Raw genomic sequence first — 19,989 nt, 5'->3', positions numbered from 1 at the left:
GCTCCGTTCTTGTTTATGCCAACCGCTCTAGCCAGCCACGCGTGTCAGGGACACGCCCCAATTGAATGTCCGTCAGTGCAGATTTCAGGCGCTCGGTGGTGGGACCTGAGCCCCCATCACCGATGGAGAAGCGATGTTTGCGTCCCTTGACTTCTCCAATTGGCGCTACCACTGCTGCCGTTCCGCAAGCGAAAGACTCCAGCAGTCGGCCACTCTTGGCATCGTCTTGCCATTGGTCAATGGAGTAAGGCTCTTCACGAACAAGCAGTCCCATGTCGCGGGCCAATGTGATCAGCGATTCGCGGGTGATGCCCGCCAGGATCGTGTCGCTCAAAGGAGGGGTCTGGATCGATCCATCAGCGAACACGAAGAACACATTCATCCCGCCGAGTTCTTCGATCCAGCGGCGCTCCACAGCGTCAAGGAAAATCACCTGGTCACATTGCTCGCGGATTGCTTCGGTCTGCGCCGCTAGACTGGCCGCATAGTTGCCGCCGCATTTGGCGTCACCTGTTCCACCGGGCGCGGCGCGCGTGAAGTTGTCCGACACCCAAAGTGTGACTGCGGTAGCTTCACGCCTGAAATAAGGTCCAACTGGCGATGCGACGACGCAGTAGAGATAGTCGGCCGACGCCCTGACCCCGAGAACGGATTCGGTTGCGATCATGAATGGCCGCAGGTACAGCGCGAAGCCTTGGGTAGCAGGAATCCAAGCGTTGTCCACGCGCACCAGTGCACGCACTGATTCAATGAACATCTCCTCGGGCAACGGCGGCATGGCGAGACGGGCGGCCGAACGGCGAAAACGGCGCGCATTCGCTTCGGGACGGAACAGCCCCGTTCCACCTCCATCCAGGCGATAGGCTTTCATGCCTTCGTAGATCTCTTGCGCGTAATGAAACACTAGCGCTGCCGGGTCGAGGCTCAATGCCTGGCGAGGGCCGATTTTTGCGTCATGCCAGCCTTGACTCTTGGAGTATTTGATGGTGGCCATGTGATCGGTGAAAACCTGGCCAAAACCCGGAGCTTGAAGCAGTGCCTGCCTCTGATCCTCACCCATCGGGCATAGATGACTCTCCACAGGAAAGCGCAGCGATGAATTCGATGTCACTCTTCAACTCCTTGATTCGGGGTGCACTATCATGAAAAACATGGTTGCAATATTAGGCCAATCTTCATAAAATTTGATTGCGTTTATGCCCAATGCGAACTCAATATTGGCATCAGGTATCTACTTATTTATAAAACACAGAATCCAATGCCATGCAGAACAATATCGTCAAAGATCTAGATGCGATTGACCGCCGAATACTCCAGGCTCTTCAAGAAGATGGGCGCATTCAAAACGTGGATCTAGCGGAGAAGGTAGGGCTGTCGCCGTCTCCGTGCTTACGTCGAGTCAAGCTCCTGGAGGAGTGCGGCGCCATCGAGCGGTATGTCGCTCTGTTGAACCCGTCAAAACTTGGCATCGGATTGACTGTCTTTGTCCGCATCTGGCTAACAAGCCAGGATGCGCGAACCATCGATGGATTTACGGCTGAGGTTCAGCGGTTCCCTGAGATCGTTGAATGCCATCTCATGGCGGGTGACTGTGACTTCTTGCTTCGCGTTGTTGCCGCTGACCTCGACGCCTACAGACGCTTCCAGGGTGAGTATCTGACGCGCATAAAAGGAGTTCAAAGTGTCAAGACCGAGATCCCCATGCAAAAGATCAAGCTGACGTCTCAACTCCCACTTTGAACAGGATTTCACTGCCACGGACAGCGGGTCGATTGCAGAGAGCCGCCCAACACCCTTCTGGTAGCCGGTGAGCAATACGCCAGCGGATGTGGCGACGCTCTCCTACGGAGCGACACCCGTTCAATTCGGCAGGGTTACATAATTGCGTAAACGTGGTACGTGGACACTGACGAAACCCCATCGACGCTCGCAGCGGACCAATCCTGACTGCTTCAGCGTGTTGAGCGCCATGTTGACTCGCTGGCGCGACAGCCCGCACATCAAGGCCAACTGATGCTGCGAAATCGAAATCTCTTGCGCATCGCTAGCTTGACCATCGGCGAGCATCATGAGTGATCTCGCCACACGCATCTCCGGCCCGAGAAGTCTGGAGGCCTCCAGCATGCCGACAAAAATGCCCATCCGGGCATTCATGATCTCGCAAAGAAATTGATTGAACTCGATTGACGTGTTACGCAATTGCTCGAAGGTCTTGAAGGGAATCGTGCACAGTCTGACAGGGGTAAGGGCACGCAGGTCATACCGGCGGGGCTCTCCTTTTAGTAGGGAGCCTTCACCCCCCCACTCGCCTTCTCTCAAGCAGTACAGCGTGGTCTCAGACCCGCGGGTGCCGATCACGTACATCTGCAGGAAGCCTTGCATGAGTCCATACCACTCCGTGCAAGGAGTTCCCGCTCGGGCGACGTACTCCCCCGCACCGGCCACGCGTTCGAACGCCGTCTGCGTAACCAGCGAACGTAGTTCGGGAGTCAGTGCGTGATACCACGGCCATCGCTCCACGAAGGAATGCAGCGATGTCTCCGCTGGGTGACCCGCAGTTCCCATGTTCATGCTCCTTGCTCCCGGGTTGTGCCGACAGTCTCCCGCCGAGTGCGCGCCCAAGACCCGATGGCTCGCAGACGCCTCGCCTCCTTGCCCAGAGAAAGAATCTGCCTGTCGCGCAGCCACCGGTTGTGGGCGATCGACTGCGCAGCCTGCCAATGGTTTTCGCTCTCCCGAATCACGTCACCCGCGAAGGACAGGGATCCCGCCACCAAGATATGCGCATGCGTGTCGCGAGGGTCCAGCTCAGCACATACGTGAAGCATCGCAATAGCTGCAATGCAGCGCTGACACCATGTCGTCGGCCAACCTCCGGACTGCGCCTCTGCAAACAGATACGCCAAGGTGCATCCCGTAACGAAGATATCCTCAAGTACTCGGAATGGCTTGGCATGCTCGGCATACCCGTCGCCACCTATCAACTGCTCAGGCGTCAAGCAAACCGCATCGAAACGGACTTCTGAGTGAGCAAGCTCGGGCACCATGGCCTGCGGGCGCGAATGCCCCCGGCCGACACCGACGGCACTTGATGGAAGGCGCACCATCACGAGACTGCCCGCCCCCTTCTGAGGGCCATTGCTGCGCCTGGCAAGCACTAGCAGGGTCAGCTCTTCGATGCTCGTCAAGGCCCATGACTTCTTCCCATGCAAGCGCAGGATACGATCGCAAAACTCTAGGCTCGTCGTGACCTCGGTCATCTTCCGGCCAGCCTCGTGGACACAGAGCGCGCCGACGCGCCCGTCGTCAATCGAATCGGGAAAGGCCGATTGCAGCGCCCCCTGGTATCCACTGAAGAACGCCCAGGCAAGCCGATCTGCCTTAAGCGCAGCGACAAGGCTCGCAACGAACGGGCCACGATTGGCAGATGCCGCCTGCATCGTTCGCCAGATAGGCAGCCACTGCGCCAACTCTGGGCACGGCGTACGCTCGCCAACGGAATTCAGCAAAGTGGCAAGGAGCGGGCGCATGAGAATCAGTTCCTTACTAGGCCGGGTTCAGCGCTGGCGGCAGCCCGGTATGCTGGCCAACGGCGTGTAGAAAATTCCGGACCTGGACCGGGTACGGAATCAGCGTCGGACTCGTGGATCAGTGCCGCTTCGCAAAGCGATTCTGAACCGGAGACGCATCCCGGTTCGTGATTTGAGTCATGGTCGCCTTGTCGAGCTCGTAGCTCAAGAAGGCATCTGCGAAGTAGAGTCATGGTCTTCTCCCTGCAAACTGGCGCTGCCTGATCGCACCTGCCGGGCTCCGCTCGGTTTCTGCACCGCATTGAACAGGTCGGCAACTGGGCCTGACCGTCCCTGTGTCAACCGCTCGACGTGTAGCTCGCGCCCACTGCTGCCCCGTGGCTAGACCGGCTCGTCCGGATACTGGTCGCGATAAGTACATGTATGGGGGCACGACTTCACCAGTCGTTGAGGTCCTGCTCGTACGATAAAAGTGAAGCGACTCGGTCAAATTTCCGTTGCGAGACTCATTCCTTGCTCCCTTTGCCGCCCCCTTCACGGACGCAGCGCGGCGAACCTTGCCGCAGCCTCCTTCAACTGCTCCATCGAATTGGCCGTCGAGAAACGGACGAACCTCGCCGACTCGGCCGTGCCGAAATCGCGGCCGGGCGAGATCGCGACGCGGGCTCGCTTCATGGCCTCAAACGCAAAATCCCAGCTGTTCGAAACGTCCCAGGCATCGAACCACGACGAGCAATCCGCCCAGGCATAGAACGCGCCATCAGGCACCACCGGAACCTTGAACCCGATCTTCTCCAGCTCCGGGATGAACCAGTCGCGGCGCGCCTTGAACTGCGCGCGGCGGCGCTCGTACTCAGCGATGCTGTCGGGTTCGAAGCAAGCCAGCGCGGCGTGCTGGGCGACGGTACTGGGGCAAAGGAAGAAGTTCTGCGCTAGACGCTCGATCACCGGGATCAGAGGTTCTGGCGCCACCACCCAGCCCAAGCGCCATCCGGTCATGCAGAAGTACTTCGAAAAGCTGTTGATGCTGATCACGTTCTCGTCTATGGCCAGGCCGGTTTGGCCGAAAGTGTCGTCGTGACTCAGCCCGAGGTAGATCTCGTCGAGCAGAGTGACGCCCCCCTTGTCCTGGACGCAGGCATGGATGCGGCGTAGTTCTTCCGGATGGATGGATGTTCCTGTGGGGTTGGACGGCGAGGCGAGCAGCACGCCACGCGTTTTTTCGCTCCAATGGGCCTTGACCTTTTCCGCACTCAGCTGATACCGATCGGCTGCCGTGGTGGGCACCATGACGGGCTGGCCTTCGGCGGCAATCACGAAATGCCGGTTGCACGGATAGCTCGGGTCGGGCATCAGGACTTCATCGCCGGCCTCGATCAAGGCCTGGCAGACGAGTTGCAGCGCGGCTGAGGCGCCTGCGGTCACCGCGATCCTGCGTACTGGGACGTTCACGCCGAAACGCCGCCTATACCAGTCGCTGATGCGCTCGCGCAAGGGCTCCAGCCCGATGGCCGGTGTGTACTGCGTCGTGCCATTCCGCACGGCGCGCACGGCGGCCTCCTGCACTGGAGGAGGGGCAGTAAAGTCCGGCTCGCCAATGGTCAGGTAGACCATTGGCTTGTTGCCATGGTCTACCTCACGAGCCAACTGCGAAGCGGCTTTGGCTACCTCCATTACATAGAACGGCTCGATGCGCTCAGCGCGCTTAGAAATTCTCATGGTTTTGCCTCAATAAAAATGCACTGGAGAAGGACCGAGGCGCTGTGCTTCGCCCTCAGCCCTCCAATTGGTCAACGACCGCTGTAGGTGTAGAAGCCCTGGCCAGTCTTGCGCCCCAGGCGGCCTGCATCCACCATCTCCTTGAGCAGGGGTGCAGGCCGGTACTTCGGATCGCCAAATCCCTCATGGAATACTTGCATCACTGCTAGCATCGTGTCCAGACCGATCAGATCGCTCAATGCCAAAGGCCCAATCGGCTGATTGCAGCCGAGCTTCATCCCGACGTCGATCTCCTCGGCACTAGCGAGCCCTTCCTGCAGGACGTAGATGGCCTCGTTGATCATCGGGCAGAGAATGCGGTTCACTACGAACCCGGGACTGTTCTTGACCGTGATCGCGCTCTTGCTGATTGCCCGTGCAAAGGCCAATGCCCGTTCGTGTGCCAGGTCCGATGTTTGCAATCCGCGAATCAACTCCAGTAGTTCCATTACGGGAACCGGATTGAAGAAGTGCATGCCGATGCATCGATCCGGGCGATTCAGGACGGCAGCCAGTTGTGTGATGGAGATTGAGGAGGTGTTGGTCGCGATCACCGCATCTTCGCTGACCACTGCCTCGATGTCGCGGAGGATGTGCAGCTTGATGTCGAGCCTCTCGGTCGCCGCCTCTACCACCAGGCCGGCACCACGCAGATCCTGGTAGGAGAGCGTCGGACGGATCCTGGCAAGCGCCAGATCCTTGTCCTCCGCGTGTAACTTTTCTTTCTTCACCATCCGGTCCAGGCTGGCCGTGATGGTCGAGATACCGCGCCCGAGCGCCTCTTCGGAGACGTCGAGCATCGCGACGTCGAGTCCGGCAAGTGCGCACACTTGTGCAATGCCGTTGCCCATGGTTCCGGCGCCGATCACGCCAATGTGCTGAGTGTTCATGATGGATAGTGGAAAGGCATTCGCGCCCACCCAAGAGTGGTACAAAGAAAATGCGCCCGCGATCCTTCATTGATTCATCGAGCACGCTATAACGGCAAGCCCCCGTGTATTCGTCGAAACACATCGGCGAGAACGAGAGATGTGACCAGTCTCCCTTCTTTTTGATTCGTCATCGATTGGCAAATCTGACATATTCTGTGCCATATTCGACTATCAATAGAGTGCCAGTTGGGAACGCGCGTCGGACAGCAGCGGTAATCGCATGCACAACGGAATCTCTGGTTCACCCATTCATCAACGTGCCCGAGCTGATGGCCATCTTCGGCAGATCGCAGACATTCAAATTGCCGCGATGCTGAACCTGCCAATGCCCAAGCCGCGCACGGTGACCTGCCCGGTCAGCCCGACGCACAAAGCCTATGTGCCGACGCTGGTGGAACGCGCCGAAGCCATCCGCAACGGACATGTCGGTCCGACCGATGGCAACATGCTCGCAGTCACAAACGAAGGCCGCGCTGGACTTCCGGCTGGTCGCGCCGAGCGCCCAGTTCAACTAGGACGGCAAGATGGCAGCATGTATCCGCGAGGTGCTGACGATTTGGCAACGCATGATGGACTTCCGCTGCGCGCAGTTGACGTTCTGCGACCTGTCGAGCCCCAAGTGCGGCAAGGCCTTCAGCATCTATCAGGATGCGGCACCGCGTCATGAACGCGGGCATACCCGAGCGGAAGATCGCGTTCGTTCGCGACGCCGAGACGGACGTCCAGAAAGCCACGCCGTTCAAGGCTGTACGCGAGGGCCGGGTGCGCGTGCTGCTTGGATCGACCGGCCAGATGGACGTAGGCACTAACATGCGTGGTGTCACGCCCACTCCCGTAAGGTGTTAGGGAATTTTTCTCAGGCCCGGATGTTGACGGCCTTCTGTGGTCAACCAGGAAGAAGGCGTGAATGCCTATTTGGTCTACGCGGCCGACCGAGACATATGTGTCCCAGCGGCCAACTGCGGGTGTAGTCACTCAGTACCGTATGGCCGCCTTGGTTACCCTGCTCGCACCCCCTCTCTGTCTGAGTTTTTCCGCCGGGAGGAGCAACAGACAGCCGATCACTCCTGCCACGCTGCCAGCCAACGAATACAGCACTGGCGCCAACGCCACCCCAGTCGTTTGGATGAGCCAAGTGACGATGAATTGAGCAAATCCACCAAAAACCATCACCGCTAGGTTGTAGCAAATGGCCAATCCAGAAGAGCGTGCCATCGTCGGAAATTGTTCGCCCAGCGCGGTCGAAAAGGGCCCGAGAAAGCCGCCGAGAAAGATACTGAGCGCCGCATAGACAACGATCAGAGTCGCAAGCACCGGACTCGATTGCACCCATGAAAATAGCGGGTAGATGAGCACGGCATATGGCACTAAGAAAGCAAGCATTACGACCTTGCGGCCATACCGGTCAGACAATGCACCTGCAATAAGCACGGTAGCGATAAAGACCGCGAGCCCGATGGCCTGAGCCATGAAGGCGTCACTCAACGGAATATGGAACTGGCGGGTAACGAATGTCGGCATGTAGACGATGAAGATGTACACCGATGAGGTGGCGCAGGTCGTGAGGGCCAGATTCGCGCCAACCGCTCTCGGATATTTGATGAGGATCGCTCGCAAACTCATCTTTTCGCCCTTAGCCCGTGCTGTCACGGACTCCTCCGGTTCCTCCAAGTGTCGACGGATCCACCAGCCCACTGGCGCAATCAACAATCCAATCACGAAGGGGATGCGCCACATCCCATCAAGAAGTTCCTGTTCGCTGTAAGTCGACGTAAGCAGGACCCCGGAAACAGCTCCAGCGAGCAAGGAAAGGCCTTGACCAAACATTTGCCAAGCGCCGTAGAGGCCCTTACGCGCAGCCGGTGCCGCTTCCACCAAATAGGCTGTGGCGGATGCGAATTCACCGCCTGCTGCGAGCCCCTGTAACAGTCGAGCAAGAACGATCAACAGCGGTGCGGCTATACCGATAGAGCTGTAGGACGGTGTGAACACCACCAACAGCAGCGAAACCGTCATCATGCCAATGATCAGTTGCAGGGCTGATTTGCGGCCTCGCCTATCAGCGTAGACGCCAATGACAATCCCTCCAAGCGGCCGCGTGAGGAAGCCCACGCCGAAGGTTGCCAACGTAAGAAGTAGCCCTGTGTACTCCCCTGCGGCAGGAAAAAAGACCTTCGATATGATTACCGCCACATATGAAAAAATAGCAAAGTCATACCACTCAAGTGCATTTCCAATAATGGCTGCCGTCAGTTGCAGCCACCGTGGAGCAGTTATCTTTGGCGTGATTTTCATAGGGTTTTCTCCTTCTATAGTTTCTATTTGATTATTAACTACCCAAAGGCAGGCTCAACTCGGCAATGCGAGCAAGCAATGCGCCTCCAATCGGTATTGCCTCGTCGTTGAAGTCAAAATGTGCGCTGTGAAGGCCGTGGCAATGCTCACTATCACCGGTACCCAAGTGGATATATGCCCCTGGGCGCTCACGCAGCATGAAAGAAAAGTCTTCGCCACCGAGACTTGGCACGGGTTGTTGGATTACATTATCTATTCCGACCACGTCTACTGCGGCCCTTCGCGCAAGAAGGGCCTCTGTTTCTGAATTGATGGTTGCGGGTACTACCTTGCGATACTCCAAGGAAGCATAACCTCCAAAACCACGAGCGATACTCTCCACGGTTTCTCGAAGGCGTGCCTCAATAACGCTTTGAACATCAGAACGCAACGATCTGGCCGTACCGGTAATGACAACCTCATCGGGAATCACGTTAAAAGCCCCGGGGCTCCCACCGGAAATTCCGCACAAGCTAATGACCCCAGTGTCGAGAGGGTCCAAATTCCTGCTGACAATGGAATGAACCGCGACGATTACGGCACCAGCGATCAGGATAGGATCCACGGTTCGCTGAGGTGAGATGCCGCCATGTCCGCCCCGTCCATGGATTCGTATAGTGACAATGTCTGCCGCCGCCATTGCGGGGCCAACTGGCACGGACACCGTGCCAAGGGGAAGGGATGGCCAGTTATGCAGCGCATATACCTGCTCGATGGGGAATTTCTCAAACAAGCCATCCCTCACCATCTCAAGACCACCGTTGTATCCCTCCTCACCTGGTTGAAAAATGAGATAGACGGTGCCGTTGAAGTCACGTGTTTTTTGCAAATAGTCTGCTGCAGCCAAAAGCATGGTGACATGCCCATCGTGACCGCAAGCGTGCATTCGACCTTCGTTTATCGATGCATATGGGAGCCGGGTGCCTTCATTAACAGGTAATGCATCCATATCCGCTCTCAGACCGATTGATCGTCCGCTTGTCGTTTCACGCCCCTGAATTACACCGACGATTCCAGTTTTGGCAATCCCAGTGTGATATTTAATCAAAAGCCCGTCAAGAGCGCTGCAAATTATGCTCTTCGTTCGGTGCTCATTAAATCCGAGTTCCGGATGGGCGTGTAGATTTCGTCGTAATGCCTGAAACTCTGAAATTTGAGAGCGAATTTGATCTGAAATATTCTGTGACATGGTCTTGGGTGAGCTTTACGGATGGACGTTGAAAATCCAAGAAAATGTTAAGCATTGCCCACCATGCCGTAAAATACCTATTGGCTATCTTCCCCATGCTAAAAAGGTATACCAATGGATCTGCGTCAGCTGCGCTACTTCGTCTCAGTTGCCGAGCTCGGAAACATCAGTGTCGCAGCGAAGGCTGTGCACATTGCGCAGCCAGCTTTGACGCGACAAATTCAAGCGCTGGAGGAGGAGCTTGGGGCGGCCTTGTTCGAACGAACGACACGCGGAGTTAGCTTGACCGACGCAGGCAAGCAACTACTAACGGATGCAAGGAGGCTGCTTGACGACACCGCCGCAGCAAAGGAGCGTGCCCAACGAGCGAGCCGAGGAGAAATCGGGCACCTCTCCATTGCCCTACCGGTAGTACAGACCCTCGCACCAATGACCGCAGATGTACTCAGAAACTATCGACGACAAGTGCCGGGCATCTCGATCACACTGCGCCAACTGCTGTCCGATAACCAGTTGAACTTGCTGGCGAGCGGACGGCTGGATGCCGGCTTTTTGCTTTACAGACCGTTGGACAACCCCGCGTTCGAGGGGCTCCCTGTCTTCTCAGAAAAGTTGGTTCTCGCATATCCGGCGGACTGGCTGTGGGAAGCCGGAAAGCCAGAGTCATTGCGAGACCTCAACGAGGTGGAGTTCGTCTGGCTACCTCGCAATGTGGCGCCGGTCTGGCACGACAAGCTGATTCACTGCTTTTTTTACGCTGGCTTCATTCCAAAAGCTTCCGTCCATGGCGTCGACGCCGCATCAATGCTCACGCTGGTCGCTGCGGGCATGGGATGCACAGTGCTGCCAGAATCCGTAAGGCGCATTGCCCCTGACACTGTGGCGTTTATGGAAATTCCTGACTTGAACGTCACTCAGCACTGGGAACTCGTCTGGCGCGCAGACAATCGCTCGTCGCTGCTGAGGCGCTTCATTGATGTGGTATCCAGCTATTTGACGGAGCCAAGCAATACCAACATCTAGCACTTGAGTCGGCACCGTTGACAGACCCGCGACACATCGAGGGCGTTGATCGCTCATTACTTGTGGCAAGGGCATCAGGTCCACGCGCTGTGATTTGCACTTGGCGGTGCGCAAGGTGCCGGCAGCCCAGTCGATGTCATCCAGCGTCAGGCGGCTGACTTCGTGGGTGCGCAGCCCGAGGTCCACGATACATCGCATGATCGCGTAGGAGCGAAGACGCGAAGAGAGTCCAAGCGGAAGGCGTTGAGCGGTCATTCAACATTGGCGCGCGGCAACGTCTGCGGCAGGGTCACCAGGCCAGCAGGTTCAGGTTCGGTGCGCCAGCGAGTTCGCTGGCCACTTACACCGTCTTATGCACGCCGCCGTAGAACATAGTCGTCCCAGCTCTGGCCCGACGCGCCCGAGCGCGGGCTGCGCCACGACATGATGAAAACGTTGTGCTCCTGCTCAAGCAGGTACTTGACGAAGGACTTCTGCTGGATCAGGTCGAAGGCGTAGAACTTGTTGACGCAATGCGGCACGATCAGGGGCGGCATCACGCGCACCTTGCTCGCCAACGGCTGGTACTGAATGAGCTGGAATATCTCGTTCTGGAACACCTCCGCACCGACGGTAGTTGCCAGATTGCCACCCACGGCGAACGCCTGCTTTTCGCTGGAAGCCGGCAGCGCGTTGCGCTGCATGTCGGACAGCACACGGGTAACACCGGTCAACACGCTCTGACCCTGGGTGGTCACCGCCTCCGCCAGCTCCTGGGGGTTGGTCAGAAAGCAATTGGACGGCGACAGTGCATCGAGCACTTATCGCTCTAGAAGTCCCACACCTGCTTATGGTGCGGAGGCAACGCCTCGCTCAGGTGATCGAACTGCTACGCCGTCTGACCGGTCGCCGGGTACCAATGCAGCTGCAGCTGGCCGTAGGGGGAGCGGTCCAGGCTGGATCTTTGAAGTGCAGATCCTAGACCAGTCGATTGGGGAACGAGGCCTCAGCGGTGGGCGCCGTCCAGATACACGTCCAGTTGTCGAACAGGCATTGAAGGCGGTGCTTGCCTCTTGGGAGGGTGCATCGTGGACGCGGGAATCTCACGCCAGGTCAGCCAGCGGGTGCGGCAGCTGGATGAAGGACTGAATGTGACTCGGCGTGATCTCGGCCAGTGTGGCGGGCTTCCATCGCGGGTTGCGATCCTTGTCGATCATCAGGGCGCGAATTCCCTCGGCGAAGTCACCGTGGCGCGTACAGGCCACCGACACGTGGTACTCCAGGCGCATGACGTCGGCAATCGACAGGTGCAGTACACGCCTCCACAGCGCGAACGACAGCGCCGCCGAGGTCGGCGAGCCGCTCATGAAGGTTTTTGCGCCCTTGGCCAGCCAGGGGTCCTCGTGCCCGGCCAGTCTCTGCAGCCGCCCGGCGATGTCGGCCAGGCTGTCGTGGCCAATGGTTAGATCAATCAGGTCGTAGTGCTGGCGCAGCTTCGACTGCGTTTCTCCCTGCGGCAATGCGTGCGGGTACAGCAAGTGGCTGAGCTGGGCGGCGTTTGGTTCGCACTCGTCAAGCCAGTGACTGGCGGAAATGGCCGCCAACACCTCGCCGTGCCGCTCGTGTGGCAGAACGAAATCCGCTAGGCCCACGAATCTCGCATCGGTACCATTGAACGACGCGCCCGTGAGCGCCAGGAACAGGCCAATCTTTCCCGGCGCGCGCCGCAGGAACCAGCTGCCACCCACGTCCGGATACAACCCGATGGAAATCTCTGGCATGGCCAGCCGTGTGCTCGGGGTAGCCACGCGGTGCGAGGCGCCAGCCAGCAGCCCGATGCCCCCGCCCATCACGATGCCGTTCCCCCAGCACAGGATCGGCTTGGGATAGGTGTGAATCTGGTAGTCGAGCCTGTACTCACGCTCGAAGAAGGAAGCGGCTTCGCGCGGCACTTCCCCCGGCGGCGTGCTGCGCATCGACGCGTAGAGCCGCTGCAGATCGCCGCCGGCACAGAAGGCGCGGTCGCCCTCGGCATCGAGCACCACAAGGGCGACGCGTGGATCGCCCGCCCACTGCATCAGCTGCGGCGCCAACCGATCGACCATGTCGAGCGACAGAGCGTTCAGGGTGCCCGGCGAATTCAGCGTGGCGCGGCCGAAGCACCGCCCGCACGCGGTGGGGATTTCCTCAAAGCGGACGCTCATGTGTTGCGCCACAGCGGCGCGCGCTTGCCGAGGAAGGCGTTGACGCCTTCGCGTTGATCTGGGCTGTCGAACAGGTCGACGAAAGCCTCACGCTCAGCTACCAGCGTCGCGCTGGGCGACTGGGTGCGTGCGCCGTGGATCAGCTTCTTGCAAGCAGCGATGCTGGTCGGGCTCTGCCGCTCTACGGACTTAGCCAGCGCCAGCGCGCGATCCAGCGCCTGGCCGCGCGGAACCACCTCCTGTGCAAGTCCAATGCGCACGGCAGTGTCGGCATCGATGCGCTCACCGCACAGGATCATGCGCTTGGCCCAAGCCTCGCCAACGTGCCAGGAAAGCCACTGTGTGCCACCTGCGGCGGGTAGCAGACCTACTGCGGCCTCCGGCAGTGCCATCTGCGCGTGCTCCTCTACGATGCGCACATCACAGGCCATTGCACATTCCAGCCCACCGCCGATGGCGAAACCATTGATGGCCGCCACGCTCAGCCCCCGAAAACCCGCGAGCGCCTCAAACGCCTCGCCGAAGCGGCGTGCCATCGCACGCGCCATCGCTTTGTCCCCGTCGGCGAAAAGCTTGAGTTCTGCACCTGCAGAAAAGAACTTCTCCCCCGCGCCGGTGAGCACAAGGCTGTAGATCTCGCGGTCGGCATTCAGCTCAGCCACGAGCCTGGTCAACGCCGCGAGGCTTTCCAGCGTCCAGGTATGGGCGGGAGGGTTATCGAGCGTGACCAGTGCAATGTGGTCGCGCTTCTCGAGCTTGAGTCCGGGGTAGTCAGCCATTTTCATGTCCTTTTTCTTGCGATCTCTATACCTGCACTGCGCGTCAGCCTTGCTTTTGCAGCATCTTGATCACGCTGGAGAAGTCTTCCCCGCCATGCCCGGCGATGCTGTGCGCCGCATAGATCGCACGCGCCAGGCCGCCCAGCGGGGTGCTGGCCTTGGTGGTCATGGCGTTTTCCTGGGCCAGACCCAGGTCCTTGAGCATCAGGTCGGTGCCGAAGCCGCCTGCGTAGCCCTTGCTTGCCGGGGCGTTCTCGTGCACGCCGGGGAAGGGGTTGTACTTTTCGAGAGCCCAGTTGCCGCCCGAGCTGCGGCGCATGATCTCGCTCAGCACCTTGGGGTCCAGCCCGTTGGCCACGCCCAGGGCGATGGCCTCGCTGGTGCCTACCATCAGGATGCCCAGCAGCATGTTGTTGCAGATCTTGGCGGTCTGACCCGCGCCCACGCTGCCGGCGTGGAAGATGTTGGCGCCCATTTTTTCGAGCAGGGGGCGGGCGCGTTCTAGGTGGGCATCGCCGCCGCCCACCATGAAGGTGAGGGTGCCCGCGATGGCACCGCCGGTGCCGCCCGAGACGGGCGCATCGATGAAGGCTATGCCCGCAGCCTCGGCGGCCTTGGCCACCTTCTGGCTTGTGGCTGTGGCGATGGTGGAGCTGTCGATCACCAGCGCACCCTTGGCGATGGCAGCCAGCAGGCCCGGGCCGCTGCCGTTGCCTAGAAACAGGCCTTCCACATGGTGGCTGGCGGGCAGCATGGTCACGATGGCTTCGGCGTCCTGCACGGCAGCCTGCGCGCTGGCAGATAGAGCCACGCCATCGGCATGCACCTTGGCGCATGCGTCCTTGTTCAGATCGAACGCTGTGACGGTGTAGCCCGCTCTGTGCAGGTTCGCGGCCATGGGGCCGCCCATGTTGCCGAGGCCGATGAAGGCGACTTTCATGTGTATCTCCTGGGAACGCTGAAATGGGGTCAATACGGGGGATTCAAGAACCTAGCGAATCACGTCCGGCGCATCGCTTTCGAGCATGCGCCTGCCGACGATCACTCGCATGATCTCGTTCGTGCCTTCGAGGATCTGGTGCACGCGCGCGTCGCGCAGCAGGCGCTCCATCGGGTACTCGCGGATGTAGCCGTAGCCGCCGTGCAGTTGCAGCGCATCGTTCACCACGGTGAAGCCCGCGTCGGTGGCGAAGCGCTTGACCATGGCGCAGTAGGTGCTTGCGTTGGGGTCGCCCGCGTCGAGCTTGCTCGCCGCCAAGCGCACCATCTGGCGCGCGGCCACGAGTTCGGTCGCCATGTCGGCCAGCTTGAACTGCAGCGCCTGGAAGCTCGCGATCGGCCTGCCGAACTGCTTGCGGTCCTGCATGTATTGCTGCGCGGCGTTGAGTGCGCCCTGGGCTGCGCCTACGGAGCAGGTGGCGATGTTGATGCGCCCGCCGTCCAGGCCCTTCATAGCGATCTTGAAGCCTTCGCCTTCGCGCCCCAGCAGGTGGTCGGCTGGGATGCGCACGTTATCGAAGCTGATGGTGCGCGTGGGCTGGCTGTTCCAGCCCATCTTCTCTTCCTTCTTGCCGTAGCTCACACCCTCGGCGTTGGCAGGCACTGCAAAAGCGCTGATGCCGCTTGCACCCGAGTTGGCATCGCCCGTGCGGGCCATGAGCACCAGCACGTCGGTGCTGCCCGCTCCGCTGATGAAGGCCTTGGCGCCGTTGATCACGTATTCGCTATCGGAAAGCTCGGCCCGGGTCTTGAGCGAGGCGGCGTCCGAGCCCGCGCCGGGCTCGGTCAGGCAGTAGCTGGCGAGCATTTGCCCGCTGGTCAAGGCCTCTCCCCAGTCGGCGCACACCCTGTCGGCGCCCCAGGTGCCGAGCATCCAGGTCGCCATGTTGTGGATGGTGATGAAGGCCGTCGTGCTAGGGTCAACCGCAGCCATTTCCTCAAAGACCAGCGTGGCGTCGAGCCGAGGCAACTGCAGGCCACCAATTCTCTCGGGCGCATACAGGCCGCAGAAACCCAGTCCGCCGGCCTTGGCGATCGCCTCGCGGGGGAAAACGTGCTTGCTATCCCACTCTGCCGCATGAGGTGCCAGCTCGGCTTGGGCAAATGCGCGAGCCGTGTCGGCGAAGGCGCATTGCTCCTCGGTCAGTTCAAAGTCCATGTACGACTGTCCCCTCGGGTTTGCCGCTTGATTACTGCCAGCCCTTTGTAACTGGGTGCTGGTGGCCAGGTAGCTTTACTTCAGGCTGATGGTGGTGTTAACGCCATGGTTCGTGCTGCTGTCGTCGAACCAGCGGGCCGTCACGGTCTTGGTCTGGGTGTAGAACATCACGACCTGCTTGCCGTAGGGGCCCAGGTCGCCGAGCTTGGAGGCGCGCGAACCCGTGAACGAAAACATGGGCACCGGCACGGGGATTGGCACGTTGATGCCGACCTGGCCCACGTCGATCTCTTCCTGGAACTTGCGCGCTGCGGCCCCCGACTGCGTGAAGATGGCCGTGCCGTTGCCGTTGGGGTTGCTGTTGATGAACTCGATGGCTTCGTCGATGTCGGCCGCAGGCACCAGGGCCAGCACGGGTCCGAAGATTTCCTGGTCGTAGATGGCCATGCCGGGCTGGACGTTGGAGAAGATGGTCGGGCCCACGAAGTTGCCCTTTTCGTAGCCGGGCACCGCGGGCTTGCGACCATCCAGTTCCAGTGTGGCGCCGTCGGCAATGCCGCGAGCGATCAGGCTTTCCACGCGGTCTAGGGCTGCGCAGGACACCAGCGGGCCCACATCGGTGCCCTTTTCGGTGCCACCGTTGATCTTGAGCGTCTTGGCCTTGGCCACGAGATCGGGAATCCATTGTTGCGCCTCGCCCACCAGCACCACCACGGGCAGCGCCATGCAGCGTTGGCCGGCGGCGCCGAATGCTGCGCCGGCAATCGCGTTGAGCGACTGCTCCTTGTTCGCGTCAGGCAGGATGATGGCGTGGTTCTTGGCGCCCATCATGCATTGCGCGCGCTTGCCTGCCAGGGTGGCGCGGTTGTACACATGGGTGCCTACCTTGGTGGAGCCCACAAACGAAACGGCCTTGATGTCCTTATGGTCGCAGATCGCGTTCACGGCCATTTCACCGCCGTGGATCACGTTGAGCACCCCGGGTGGAATGCCTGCTTCGAGCGCCAGCTCCACCAGGCGCATGGTCACCATGGGGTCTTGCTCGGAGGGCTTGAGCACGAAGGTGTTGCCCGTTGCGATGGCCATGGGGAACATCCACAGCGGGATCATGGCGGGGAAGTTGAAGGGGGTGATGCCTGCGCACACGCCCAGTGGCTGAAGCAAGGTATAGGTGTCCACGCCACCGGCCACGTTGTTGGCCAGCTCACCGAGCTGCAGGTTGCCGATGCTGGCGGCATGCTCGACCACTTCGAGGCCGCGGAACACGTCGCCTTCGGCGTCCGGCAGAGTCTTGCCTTGTTCGGCCGTGAGGATGGCGGCCAGCTCGGCCATGTTTGCGCGAATAAGCTGCTGGTACTTGAGGAAGATGCGCGCGCGCGTGCCGATAGGCGTCTTCTTCCATGTCTTGAACGCCTCTTTCGCAGAGGCCACAGCGGCGTTGATTTCGTCAGCCGTAGCAAATGGCACGCGGGCCAATACCTCTTGTGTGGAAGGGTTGACCACGTCGCGCCACTCGGTGGTCTTGGACTCGAAAAACTGGCCGCCGATCAGCAGCTTGGCGGTGGGGATTGGACTAGACACGGGGCTTCCTTTACATGATGCGGCATCGAACTCGACACCTGAAATTCACAGAGCTCTCACCGTAATAGGACGTGGCAGGCGAGAGCTATACTCAATCAGACACGTTCGAAGATGGCGGCAATGCCCTGGCCTCCACCTATGCACAGCGTCACCAGCGCATAACGTCCACCAATGCGGTGCAATTCAGCGATTGCCTTCGTCGTAATGATTGCGCCCGTCGCGCCGACTGGGTGCCCCAGCGAGATACCGGATCCATTCGGATTCACCTTGTCCGGATCGAAGCCAAGCTCCTGAATAACCGCACAAGCCTGTGCCGCAAATGCCTCGTTCGACTCGATCACATCGAGGTCCTGGACTTTCAGGCCCGTGCGCGCCAGCACCCTGCGCGTAGCCGGAATTGGGCCGATACCCATATAGGCAGGCTCCACACCCGCATGCGCATAGCCCACCAAGCGAGCCAACGGCTTGAGGCCCAGCGCATTCAAGCGATTCCCCTCCGCCAACACTACGGCAGCCGCGCCATCGTTGATCCCGGAGGAGTTTCCGGCTGTGACCAACCCGTCCTTCTTGAAGGCGGGCTTCATTGCGGCGAGGGACTCAACCGTGGTGTCGCCGCGCACGTGCTCGTCGGTGTCGAACAGCACAACTCCCTTTCGGGTCTTTATTTCCACCGGAACGATCTGTTCCTTGAATCGACCCGCAGCGATGGCAGCGGCCGCGCGCTTCTGGCTGAGAACAGCCAGTTCATCCTGCTGCCTGCGCGAGATCTTGAAGCGCTCCGCTACATTCTCCGCGGTGATGCCCATGTGGATCTTTTCCCAGGGGTCATGCAGGATTCCGAGCATGTAGTCAACCAGCGTTGCATCGCCCATGCGGGCACCGTAGCGCGCCGAAGTATCAATGTATGGCCCGCGGCTCATCGACTCCGCGCCCCCTCCGATAGCGATCTCACAGTCGCCCTGGGCAATGGCCTGCGCAGCCGAAACAATGGCCTGAAGCCCAGAGCCGCACAGACGATTGACGTTGTATGCTGGGGTCTCAATCGGTATCCCCGCATCGATGGCGGCGACGCGACTTAGGTACGCATCCTTCGGATCGGTGGGGATCACATTCCCGATTACGACATGTCCAATGGCGTCTGGCGCAACGCCGCTGCGTTCCAATGCGGCCTTGACCGCGGTGGTTGCCAGCTTGGTGTTTGGCACATCCTTCAACGCACCGCCAAAGGTGCCGATGGCTGTACGAGCGGTGGCGACAACAAAGATTTCGCGAGGATTCATAGGGGGCCTGTCAGAAGCTGAAATGATCAGATTGCGTGGATGCCCAGCAACGGCCTGGCACCCGATTGCAAGTACTTTAGAAACTTCAGGTCCTGCAGAACATTGGCTAAATTGACTATTTCTATGCGAATGCCGCCAACCAAAAAAACACGACGGATGCGCGCCGCGTATCTGTTCTTGGTGTCCGGCAAGAACAAGAGGCCTCTCGCTCTTCCGAAGCGCTCTGATTGAGAGGGATCTCAGTCGCGGCTCACGCAGAGGCTGCGTCATTGAGACGAAGTTCTTCCTTCATCCTCTCCCGCATCACGAACTTCGGGATCTTTGAGGTTAATCGATTTGTTTTTGAGTTGAAGTTTGTTGAGCTGCATCGCCAGCGCGCTGGCGATGCAGCTCGGCAAAACGAGCCGGTGGTATGCGGCCCAGGCTGCTGTGCGGTCTGACTTCGTTGTAGTCCGTGCGCCAGATGGCCACTGATGTTCTGGCCTGGTGCAAGGTCTCAAACCAGCTCTCGTTGAGGTGCTCGTCGCGGAACTTGCCATTGAAGCTTTCGATGTAGCCGTTCTGCATTGGGCGGCCTGGCTGAATCAGAATGTGGCGAACGCCGTGGGTCTGGGCCCAGGCCATGAATGCTCTGCTGGTGAACTCCGGGCCGTTGTCCGTGCGCACTGCCTTCGGATACCCGCGAAACAGCGCAGCGCGCTCCAACACCCGCGTCACGTACTGCCCTGAAATGCCGAAGTCCACAGCGATGTCTACGCTCTCGTGGGTGAAGTCATCGGCCACAGTGAGGTACTTCAAGCGCCGTCCACATGCAAGGCTGTCACTGACAAAATCCATGCTCCACACCTCGTTGACCGTGCGGGCCAACTGCAGAGGCACCCGCTCGTTGATAGGCCGTTTGCCTTTCTTGCGCTTGCGCACAGCCAGGTTGGCCTGTCGGTAAAGACGGTATACCCGCTTGTGATTGACACCCGGAAACTCTGGGCGCAACAGGTCGTGAATGCGCCGGTATCCAAAGCGGCGACGCACATGGGCGATCTCCACGATCTTCTCGTGTAGTTCCAACGTGGCCTGATCGGCCTGCGGTGGGTTGCGGTAGCTGTCGCGGGAGAGCCCCACAAGCCGACATGCGCGACGCTCGGACAAATGGTGATCGCTCACCATGAGCCCAACCGCTTCGCGCTTGGCCTGCGGGGCTAGCGCTTTACCCCCAGAACGCTCTTGAGCGCATGCATGTCCAGG

General features: G+C 59.8%; 17 protein-coding genes and 1 pseudogene. 3 read left to right on the top strand and 15 right to left on the bottom strand.

Features of this window, described 5'->3' with window-relative positions; all coding sequences use genetic code 11:
- Window positions 1-13 precede the first annotated feature (13 nt).
- Entirely contained in the window at window positions 14-1,060 is a 1,047-nt protein-coding gene (locus AC07PT_RS27750; RefSeq protein WP_492349452.1) for a branched-chain amino acid aminotransferase, read from the bottom strand.
- Window positions 1,061-1,263: 203 nt separating this feature from the next.
- Here AC07PT_RS27750 and AC07PT_RS27745 point away from each other — a divergent pair, with 203 nt between their 5' ends.
- Window positions 1,264-1,740: an Lrp/AsnC family transcriptional regulator gene (locus tag AC07PT_RS27745; RefSeq protein ID WP_492349371.1), complete on the top strand. Its 477-nt coding sequence runs from the start codon at window positions 1,264-1,266 to the stop codon at window positions 1,738-1,740.
- Between the two features lie 120 nt (window positions 1,741-1,860).
- Here AC07PT_RS27745 and AC07PT_RS27740 read toward each other — a convergent pair whose 3' ends face one another.
- From AC07PT_RS27740 to AC07PT_RS27725, 4 genes are all read right to left on the bottom strand, one after another.
- The gene (locus AC07PT_RS27740) at window positions 1,861-2,571 is read right to left on the bottom strand and encodes a Crp/Fnr family transcriptional regulator (protein ID WP_492349370.1); all 711 of its coding nucleotides are present in this window, start codon (window positions 2,569-2,571) and stop codon (window positions 1,861-1,863) included.
- Window positions 2,568-3,530, bottom strand: a complete 963-nt coding sequence (locus AC07PT_RS27735) for a hypothetical protein (RefSeq protein ID WP_492349369.1) — start codon at window positions 3,528-3,530, stop codon at window positions 2,568-2,570. Before AC07PT_RS27735 ends, AC07PT_RS27740 begins: the two co-directional genes overlap by 4 nt.
- A gap of 534 nt (window positions 3,531-4,064) precedes the next feature.
- A complete protein-coding gene (locus tag AC07PT_RS27730; protein ID WP_492349368.1) occupies window positions 4,065-5,249 on the bottom strand; it encodes a pyridoxal phosphate-dependent aminotransferase in 1,185 nt (394 codons plus the stop codon).
- Between the two features lie 71 nt (window positions 5,250-5,320).
- Window positions 5,321-6,178, bottom strand: a complete 858-nt coding sequence (locus tag AC07PT_RS27725) for a 3-hydroxybutyryl-CoA dehydrogenase (RefSeq protein WP_492349367.1) — start codon at window positions 6,176-6,178, stop codon at window positions 5,321-5,323.
- Between the two features lie 262 nt (window positions 6,179-6,440).
- Between AC07PT_RS27725 and AC07PT_RS27720 the strand changes: the two genes are divergently transcribed.
- Window positions 6,441-6,887 carry a hypothetical protein gene (locus AC07PT_RS27720; RefSeq protein WP_492349366.1) on the top strand — a complete coding sequence of 149 codons (447 nt, stop codon included), beginning with the start codon at window positions 6,441-6,443 and terminating at the stop codon, window positions 6,885-6,887.
- A 308-nt stretch (window positions 6,888-7,195) separates the two neighbouring features.
- On the opposite strand, the gene AC07PT_RS27715 is transcribed toward AC07PT_RS27720, so the two are convergent.
- Window positions 7,196-8,515 carry an MFS transporter gene (locus AC07PT_RS27715; protein ID WP_492349365.1) on the bottom strand — a complete coding sequence of 440 codons (1,320 nt, stop codon included), beginning with the start codon at window positions 8,513-8,515 and terminating at the stop codon, window positions 7,196-7,198.
- Between the two features lie 34 nt (window positions 8,516-8,549).
- Window positions 8,550-9,743, bottom strand: coding sequence for an amidohydrolase (locus AC07PT_RS27710; RefSeq protein WP_492349364.1), 1,194 nt, complete (start codon window positions 9,741-9,743; stop codon window positions 8,550-8,552).
- A gap of 114 nt (window positions 9,744-9,857) precedes the next feature.
- Between AC07PT_RS27710 and AC07PT_RS27705 the strand changes: the two genes are divergently transcribed.
- Entirely contained in the window at window positions 9,858-10,766 is a 909-nt protein-coding gene (locus tag AC07PT_RS27705) for a LysR family transcriptional regulator (protein ID WP_492349363.1), read from the top strand.
- 350 nt (window positions 10,767-11,116) lie between these two features.
- On the opposite strand, the gene AC07PT_RS27700 is transcribed toward AC07PT_RS27705, so the two are convergent.
- The 8 genes and pseudogenes from AC07PT_RS27700 to AC07PT_RS27665 all read right to left on the bottom strand — a co-directional run.
- A complete protein-coding gene (locus tag AC07PT_RS27700; RefSeq protein WP_492349362.1) occupies window positions 11,117-11,566 on the bottom strand; it encodes a hypothetical protein in 450 nt (149 codons plus the stop codon).
- Window positions 11,567-11,848: 282 nt separating this feature from the next.
- On the bottom strand, window positions 11,849-12,949 hold the full coding sequence (locus tag AC07PT_RS27695; RefSeq protein ID WP_494658842.1) for an enoyl-CoA hydratase/isomerase family protein: 1,101 nt from the start codon (window positions 12,947-12,949) through the stop codon (window positions 11,849-11,851).
- Complete coding sequence (locus AC07PT_RS27690) at window positions 12,946-13,728, bottom strand: enoyl-CoA hydratase (RefSeq protein WP_492349451.1); 783 nt, start codon at window positions 13,726-13,728, stop codon at window positions 12,946-12,948. The genes AC07PT_RS27695 and AC07PT_RS27690 overlap by 4 nt, the downstream gene beginning before the upstream one ends.
- Before the next feature lie 43 nt (window positions 13,729-13,771).
- Window positions 13,772-14,668 carry a 3-hydroxyisobutyrate dehydrogenase gene (gene mmsB / locus AC07PT_RS27685; RefSeq protein WP_492349360.1) on the bottom strand — a complete coding sequence of 299 codons (897 nt, stop codon included), beginning with the start codon at window positions 14,666-14,668 and terminating at the stop codon, window positions 13,772-13,774.
- Window positions 14,669-14,719: 51 nt separating this feature from the next.
- Window positions 14,720-15,886, bottom strand: coding sequence for an acyl-CoA dehydrogenase family protein (locus AC07PT_RS27680; RefSeq protein ID WP_494658841.1), 1,167 nt, complete (start codon window positions 15,884-15,886; stop codon window positions 14,720-14,722).
- Window positions 15,887-15,961: 75 nt separating this feature from the next.
- The gene (locus AC07PT_RS27675) at window positions 15,962-17,467 is read right to left on the bottom strand and encodes a CoA-acylating methylmalonate-semialdehyde dehydrogenase (RefSeq protein WP_494658840.1); all 1,506 of its coding nucleotides are present in this window, start codon (window positions 17,465-17,467) and stop codon (window positions 15,962-15,964) included.
- A gap of 95 nt (window positions 17,468-17,562) precedes the next feature.
- Window positions 17,563-18,747 (bottom strand): acetyl-CoA C-acyltransferase family protein, encoded by a 1,185-nt coding sequence (locus AC07PT_RS27670; RefSeq protein ID WP_492349357.1) that lies wholly within the window; start codon window positions 18,745-18,747, stop codon window positions 17,563-17,565.
- A 327-nt stretch (window positions 18,748-19,074) separates the two neighbouring features.
- A pseudogene (locus AC07PT_RS27665) lies at window positions 19,075-19,989 on the bottom strand (IS3 family transposase); the annotation flags it as partial.

This window comes from Curvibacter sp. GW821-FHT09D12 (assembly GCF_059416245.1).
The sequence above is the reverse complement of the archived record's forward strand: the minus strand, read 5'-3'. Positions and strand labels throughout refer to the sequence as shown.